Origin of the sequence: Streptomyces sp. NPDC002130 (assembly GCF_040296465.1) — a bacterium.
GTDB lineage: Bacteria > Actinomycetota > Actinomycetes > Streptomycetales > Streptomycetaceae > Streptomyces.
The window spans coordinates 1-1,150 of sequence record NZ_JBEOXI010001097.1 but is presented as its reverse complement, the minus strand read 5'-3'; the positions used below and the strand labels follow the sequence as shown (position 1 = coordinate 1,150).

The window sequence follows — 1,150 nt, the reverse complement described above, 5'->3', positions numbered from 1 at the left end:
GAACGTCGAAAGCGAAAACGACTGTGGCGGTAGTCAGTAGCACGATCGCCACCAGTGGAGCCGGGACGGCGTTCGTGAGTTTCGGCAGGAATACGAGGATCAGGAGGGCGACGGCCAGAAGTGGGTAGACGAGCCACGGAACATCGATCAGGTGGGGGAGTTGAGCGATGAAGATCAAGATTGCCAGTGCGTTGACGAATCCCACCATGACGCTGCGCGGAATGAAGCGCATCAACTTCGCGACGCCGAGGAGGCTCAACACGATCTGTAGAAGGCCGGCCAGGAGGACAGTCGCAATCAGATAGTCGATTCCGTATTCGCGAGTGAGTGGAGCGACGACCAGTGCGACTGCGCCCGTGGCCGCCGAGATCATGGCGGGTCGTCCGCCGACGACGGCGATGGTCACTGCCATCGTGAATGACGCGAACAAGCCCACACGGGGGTCGACACCGGCGATGATCGAGAATGATATCGCCTCGGGAATCAGCGCCAGTGCAACGACAAGTCCGGCCAAGACTTCGGTTTTGAGACGGCGAGGTGACCGGAGAGCGGCCCGTACCGAATTGTCGTTGGTGGATGAAGTGATGGTTACTGCCATGAGATTCCGTCCTGACGAGGTGCTCATACCCTACCCTCCCGTAAGGGTAGAGTGTGAACGAAGGTGCGGCCGCGGTGCGACACGGCATTGAATTCGACTACGCTGCAAGGCCTTTCGTGCCATATATATGCCCGGAATGGGAAACGCTCATGTGGGCGGTCAGCTGTGACGGCCAGTAACTCTTACCAATTGTTTACCTACTGTGTGGGTTTTGTTGATCGAAAACTGACTAATTCGGTCGGTGACTCCGTTACAGTTCGGCGGCAAACGTCAATCAGGTTGTTCCGAGAGGACATCATGTCAAAACGCACTTCGGTTCCGTGGCAAAGCTGAAAACGGCAACGGTCGAGGAGATCATGCAGGTCCCTGGTATCGGTGAGACCACCGCCACAGCGGTTCTGGCCGCACTCGGAACGGATTCGGCCGCAGCCGATACGGGGGCTGAAGCTCGCGCGCTGCCGTAGTCGGTGAAGTCGAAGATCTGGTGCCAGATCCCGTCGGCGAGTGTCATGCGCGCACTCCGTCCGTCTCGTGGGCCTGCTCGGGGTGGTG

The 1,150-nt window shown here is 58.9% G+C and carries 2 protein-coding genes; one reads left to right on the top strand and one right to left on the bottom strand.

Going from position 1 to position 1,150, the window contains the following annotated elements; translation table 11 throughout:
• Nucleotides 1–598: SulP family inorganic anion transporter (locus tag ABT116_RS48740; protein ID WP_351648004.1), on the bottom strand; the 598-nt coding region annotated here is incomplete at its 3' end.
• A 320-nt stretch (nucleotides 599–918) separates the two neighbouring features.
• Between ABT116_RS48740 and ABT116_RS48735 the strand changes: the two genes are divergently transcribed.
• Complete coding sequence (locus tag ABT116_RS48735; protein ID WP_351648002.1) at nucleotides 919–1,062, top strand: hypothetical protein; 144 nt, start codon at nucleotides 919–921, stop codon at nucleotides 1,060–1,062.
• Nucleotides 1,063–1,150: the final 88 nt, after the last annotated feature.